Source organism: Buchnera aphidicola (Pemphigus obesinymphae) (assembly GCF_026122815.1).
GTDB classification, from domain to species: domain Bacteria; phylum Pseudomonadota; class Gammaproteobacteria; order Enterobacterales; family Enterobacteriaceae; genus Buchnera_C; species Buchnera_C aphidicola_BJ.
The window spans coordinates 1-6302 of sequence record NZ_JAIWQW010000016.1; the positions used below are offsets into that span (position 1 = coordinate 1).

The window sequence follows — 6302 nt, forward strand, 5'->3', positions numbered from 1 at the left end:
CAGAATTTTTGGATATAGTAATTGGACAATTTATAGCAGATCTTATTAGTTGGGGAGCTATAGGTGCAAGAACTACAGAAAGTCAGATACATCGTGAAATGGCTTCTGCTTTATCTTGTCCTGTAGGTTTTAAAAATGGTACTGATGGAAATATTCGTATTGCCATAGATGCAATTAGGGCTTCTAAAGTAAAACATTTGTTTTTAGCGCCAGATAAACATGGAAAAATGACTATCAATCATACGAGTGGTAATCCATTCTGTCATATTATTATGCGTGGTGGTACGTTACCAAATTATCATGTTGAAGATATTGCTTCAGCTGTAAAACATTTGCAAGATTTTAATTTACCAGAGTATTTAATGGTTGATTTTAGTCATGGCAATTGTTTAAAACAACACCGTAGACAATGTGATGTGGGAGAATCTATAGCTAAACAAATTTATAATGGTTCTACAGCTATTGTTGGTGTTATGATTGAAAGTTTTTTAGAAGAAGGTTTTCAAACTGTAGTTAATAATGAATCTTTAGTTTATGGAAAGTCTATTACAGATCCGTGTTTGGGTTGGGATGATAGTGTTTCATTGATTGATCGGTTAGCAAAATCTATTGATAGTCGTTTTTAACGATTAGTAAGGGTATCAGTGTTATTTAACTGATATCCTTATTTTAGAATTTTGGCATTTTATACTATATTTAATATATTATATTAAATAGGGATTATTTTTTTGATATTATAAAAATTAGTATAATAATATTATTATTGTTAATAAAAAATATAAATGGTTTTATTCAAAGTAAAAATTAGATTATATTAAATATATATTTATTTTTATATTTTTTAGAAAATATATTATGATTTAATAGATCTGTATTCTATATAATTTATTTGATAGTTAATAAGGATCTATGATGCTAATTATCATGTTATTAGATGGAAGTAAAAGGATATATGATAATTTTATTTCGGTAATAAAAATGGTTTAAGATATTAAAGTAAATTTGGCACAATCTTGTATATCAGTTTACGCGTATGATTAATTGCTAGGTGTAGATACTGTGATAAAAAGTGATTCTGAAGTTATTATTATCAATAATGAAGAACAATCTTCTTTAGAAATAATTCGATATTCTTGCGCGCAATTATTAGCTTATTCTATTAAAAAAATGTATCCAATATCCAAGATTGCTAATAATATAATTTCTGAAAATGGATTTTATTGCGATGTAGATATTGAGGTTAAATTAACAAAAAACGATATCTCTGTATTAGAAAAGAATATGTTGAATTTAGTTAAAAATAATTTTTTTTTAATGAAAAAAATAGTTACATGGAAAGATGCTTATAATTTATTTTTATCACGTAATGAAATTTATAAAATATATGATTTAGAAAATGTTTTTAGAAATCAATCTATGATTGAAATTTATTATAATGGAGATTACGTTGATTTTTGTAAGGGGGTGCAGGTACCAAATATAAGATTTTGTCGTTTTTTTCAGTTACAAAATATTTCTGGTGCATATTGGAAAGACAACAAAAATAACAAAATGTTACAGAGAATATCGGGAACCGCATGGTCTAGCAAGAATCAATTAAAAAAATATATTGAAAGTATAAATGAAGCAAAAGGAAGAGATCACAGAATCATTGCCAAAAGATTAGATTTATATCATATGCAAGAAGAAGCTCCTGGTATGATTTTTTGGCATCATAATGGTTTTATAATTTTTCGAGAATTAGAAAATTTTATTCGACGGCATTTAAAACGATATCATTATCAAGAAGTAAAAACTCCTTTTATGATGGATCAATCTATATGGGAAAGCAGTGGTCATTTAAAAAATTATCAAGAATCTATATTTATGACATCTTCAGAAAACAGAAATTATTGTATAAAACCAATGAATTGTCCTGGTCATGTTCAAATATTTAATCAAAGATTGAGATCTTATCGTGATTTACCAATTAGAATTTCAGAATTTGGTACTTGCCATCGTAATGAACCATCTGGTGCTTTGCATGGTTTAATGAGAATCAGAGGTTTTACTCAAGATGATGCTCATATATTCTGTACAGGAGATCAAATTAAAAAAGAAATAAATAATTGTATTAAAATGATATATGATGTATACAATTTATTTTGTTTTAAAAAGATATCGGTAAAATTATCTACACGGCCTGAAAAACGGATAGGTGATGATAAAATATGGGATCATGCAGAACGAAGTTTAGTTGAAGTATTAAAAGAAAATAATTTATTATTCGATTATCAAGTAGGAGAAGGTGCTTTTTATGGACCCAAGATCGAATTTTCTTTACATGATTCTTTAGCTCGTGTTTGGCAATGTGGGACAATTCAGTTGGATTTTTATTTACCAACTAGTTTAAATGCGTTTTATATAAATAAAAAAAATGAATATCAGGTACCGGTGATGATTCACAGAGCTATATTAGGTTCTATAGAAAGGTTTATTGGTATTTTGGTAGAAGAGTACAGAGGTTATTTTCCAGTTTGGTTGTCTCCCGTACAAATAGTAGTTATAGGCATTAATGATAACCATATTGATTATGTAAATAAATTAATTAAAAAATTATCCGATGAAGATATTAGAGTTATATCAGATTTGAGACAAGATAGAGTGAATTTTAAAATTAGAGAACATATATTAAATAAAATACCTTATATTTTAATATGTGGAGATCGAGAAGAGAAAAGTAATACAGTAAGTATTAGAACTCGATCGGGTAAAATAATAAATAATATAGAATTTAATAATTGGATAAAAAAATTAAAAAAAAATATTTTAGATCGTAGTGGTAATTTATTGGAGGAATAAAGTATTAAAGTCGGAAAAAAAACACAATTGATACGTCCTAATCGTATTAATAATGAAATTCGAGCCAAAGAAGTTCGCCTTTCAGGTATGGAAGGTGATCAAATAGGTATTGTAAGTTTACATGAAGCATTAAAACAGGCTATGGAAGCAGGAGTGGATTTAGTTGAAATTAGTCCAAATGCAGAACCACCCGTATGTCGTATTATGAATTATGGAAAATATTTATATGAAAAAAGTAAATCTTATAAAGAACAAAAGAAAAAACAAAAAATAATACAAGTAAAAGAAATAAAGTTTAGACCAGCAACAGATAAAGGAGATTATCAAGTTAAGTTAAGGAATTTAATTCGGTTTTTAGCAGAAGGAGATAAAGTTAAGATTACAATACGTTTTCGTGGTCGTGAAATGGCGCACCAACAAATAGGAATAGATATGTTAAATCGAATAAAAAATGATTTAAATGAATTAGCTATTGTAGAATTCTTTCCTAATAGAGTAGAAGGTCGTCAAATGATAATGATTTTATCACCTAAAAAGAAGTAATTTTTTATTGATTGATATTTTTAAAAAAATACTTTTAGTGATATATACATATTAGTAACCTGAAAAATTAGCATGGAATATTATTATGCCTAAGATAAAAACTCTACGTAGTGCAGCAAAAAGATTTAAAAAAACTGCATCAGGCATGTTTAAGCATAAACAGGCTAATTTACGTCATTTATTAACTAAAAAAACAACCAATAGGAAAAGACATTTACGTTCTAAAAAAGTGGTTTCAAAAGGAGATCGAGGTAAAGTATTATTTTTATTACCATATTCATAATGTTTTTATTTTTTTAATAATAATGTTAAAAAAGGAGATCCAGTGGCTCGTATAAAACGTGGTGTGGTAGCTCGAGCTCGTCATAAAAAAATTATAAAACAAGCTAAAGGGTATTATGGAGCGCGTTCTCGTGTTTACAGAGTTGCTTGCCAAGCTGTTATTAAAGCTGCTCAATATTCTTATCGTGATCGTCGTCAGCGTAAGCGTTTATTCCGTAGATTATGGATTGCTCGCATTAACGCGGCTGTTCGAAAAAATAAAATGTCTTATAGTAAATTTATGTATGGTTTGAGAAAATCTGATGTAAATATAGATCGGAAGATTCTTTCAGAAATCGCAATATTTGATAATAATGCATTAAGTTTTTTAATTGAAAAAGCCAAATGTGCATTATAATACATTTTTAAAATTAGGAGGGGTAATTAGTTTCCCCTCATAATTTGTTTTAATGTTTTATATGATAATTTAAATTTTTTATTTTTTATAATATGTGATTATTTTTAATATATATATTAGATATAGTTTATTTTTATGAATTAATTTAATAAAAGAGTTTATAATTATGATTATAGATCCTCAAGCATTAATTAATTTGGTTGAAATTGATTTAAAAAAAATTAAAAACATGAAGGAATTGAATAAAGTAAAAGTAAAATATTTGGGGAAAAAAAGCTTTTTATCTAAAGAATTTTTTAATTTAAGGAATTTTGTTTTAAAAGAGAAAATAAAATATAGTGCTATATTAAATCAATTGAAATTAGATATTCAATCTAAGATATCAGTATATAAGAAAAAAATAATTTTTTTTTCTCTTGAAAAAAAAATAAATAAAGAAAAAATTGATATTTCATTGTCGGGTCGTCGTGTTGAAAATGGTGCTATGCATCCAATTACAATCATTATTAATAATATAGAAAGGTTTTTTTTGAATTTAGGATTTAAATCAATCACAGGTCCTGAAATAGAAGATGAATACCATAATTTTAGTGCGTTAAATATATCTCACAATCATCCTTCTAGATCTAATAAGGATACTTTTTGGTTTGATATTAATAGGTTACTTAGAACTCAAACATCAAGTATGCAAATTCGGATAATGGAACATGAAAAACCTCCCATTAAAATTATAGTACCAGGTAAAGTTTATCGTAACGATTATGATGTAACTCATACTCCTATGTTTCATCAAATTGAAGGATTAATTGTCGATAAAAATGTTAGTTTTTCCAATTTGAAATGGATAATACAAGAATTATTATCTATTTTTTTTGGTAAACATGTGCAAACAAGATTTAGAACATCGTATTTCCCATTTACAACACCATCAGCAGAAATCGATATTATGGGGAAAGATAATCAATGGATTGAAGTATTGGGATGCGGTATGGTTCATCCCAAAGTATTATCTAATGTTAATATTAACTATAAGGAATATAAAGGTTGTGCATTTGGTTTAGGAGTAGAAAGAATAGCCATGTTATATTATGGAATTCCAGATTTACGTTATTTTTTTGAGAATGATTTAAATTTTTTAAAACAGTTTAAATAAGACAAAATGGTAAATATTTTATGGAATTTAGTGAAAGATGGTTGCGAGAATGGGTTAATCCAGAAGTAAATACCACAGTGTTATGTGATCAAATAACAAAATCCGGGTTAGAAGTAGAGAGCGTAAAAAAGGTATCCGATATATGTAATGGAGTGGTAATAGGAAAAGTATTATCCTGCATGATCCATCCTGATTCTAAAGATTGGAATATAATTTCAGTAGATATTGGCGATGGTATTAGAAAAGAAATAAAAATTATATCTAAATTATTTAATGTTCGTCAGGGTATAAAAATAGTTGTAGCACCTGTTGGTGCTATTTTAAATGACAGAATTATTATTAAGGAAATTAATATAGAAGGTAAAATATCACAGGGAATATTATGTTCTTTTTTTGATTTAGGTATATTTGAATACGAGAATGATGTAATTATTTTACCTAATGATGCTGCTGTTGGTACTGATGTTAAAAAATATTTTTTGTTGAATGACAATATTATTAAAATTTGTATTACTCCTAATCGTTTTGATTGTCAAGGAATTATTGGTATAGCTAGAGAATTAGCTATTCAAAATAACATGAATTTACCAAATACCATTTTTCGACCCGTTCTATCGGTAGTGAAAGATTCATTATCGGTAATTTTAAATGTTCCACATATATGTCCTCGTTATTTATGTAGAATTATTAAAAACATTGCCCAATATATACAGATTCCCATTAAGATAAAAGAAAAATTAAGGCGTTCTGGTATTAGTACGAATGATACAGTTGTGGATGTTATCAATTACGTTTCATTAGAACTTGGTTTACCTTTACATATTTTTGATGCAGATAATATTTTAGGTAATATTATTTTACGAATGTCCAATGGAAATAAAGAAACTACTGTAATTAACGGTTTGACTGTAAGTATCAGTGAAAATACATTTTTAATTTCTGATGATTATAAAATTTTGTCGATAGGTGCCAATATCAATACTGATGTTGCTATGGTAACTAAGAAGACCAAAAATTTATTAATTGGATCTATTTTTTTTAATAATCTTTCAAAAAATAAAAAAAAAATTCATCTTGGAGAAAAAA

6 protein-coding genes and 1 pseudogene are annotated in these 6302 nt (G+C 26.8%); all 7 read left to right on the forward strand.

Annotated features, from left to right (window positions below; genetic code table 11):
• Nucleotides 1-626 (forward strand): 3-deoxy-7-phosphoheptulonate synthase (locus tag LDP10_RS02560; RefSeq protein WP_265197183.1); only part of this gene is annotated, 626 nt, incomplete at its 5' end.
• Between the two features lie 286 nt (nt 627-912).
• Nucleotides 913-2841, forward strand: a pseudogene (thrS, locus tag LDP10_RS02565) (threonine--tRNA ligase).
• Nucleotides 2842-2844: 3 nt separating this feature from the next.
• Nucleotides 2845-3384 carry a translation initiation factor IF-3 gene (gene infC / locus LDP10_RS02570; RefSeq protein WP_265197188.1) on the forward strand — a complete coding sequence of 180 codons (540 nt, stop codon included), beginning with the start codon at nt 2845-2847 and terminating at the stop codon, nt 3382-3384.
• Nucleotides 3385-3469: 85 nt separating this feature from the next.
• The gene (gene rpmI / locus LDP10_RS02575) at nt 3470-3667 is read left to right on the forward strand and encodes a 50S ribosomal protein L35 (RefSeq protein ID WP_265197184.1); all 198 of its coding nucleotides are present in this window, start codon (nt 3470-3472) and stop codon (nt 3665-3667) included.
• Nucleotides 3668-3709: 42 nt separating this feature from the next.
• Nucleotides 3710-4063: a 50S ribosomal protein L20 gene (rplT, locus tag LDP10_RS02580; RefSeq protein ID WP_265197185.1), complete on the forward strand. Its 354-nt coding sequence runs from the start codon at nt 3710-3712 to the stop codon at nt 4061-4063.
• A gap of 166 nt (nt 4064-4229) precedes the next feature.
• A complete protein-coding gene (gene pheS / locus LDP10_RS02585) occupies nt 4230-5216 on the forward strand; it encodes a phenylalanine--tRNA ligase subunit alpha (protein WP_265197186.1) in 987 nt (328 codons plus the stop codon).
• Between the two features lie 20 nt (nt 5217-5236).
• A partial coding sequence (locus tag LDP10_RS02590; RefSeq protein ID WP_265197187.1) for a phenylalanine--tRNA ligase beta subunit-related protein occupies nt 5237-6302 on the forward strand: 1066 nt, incomplete at its 3' end.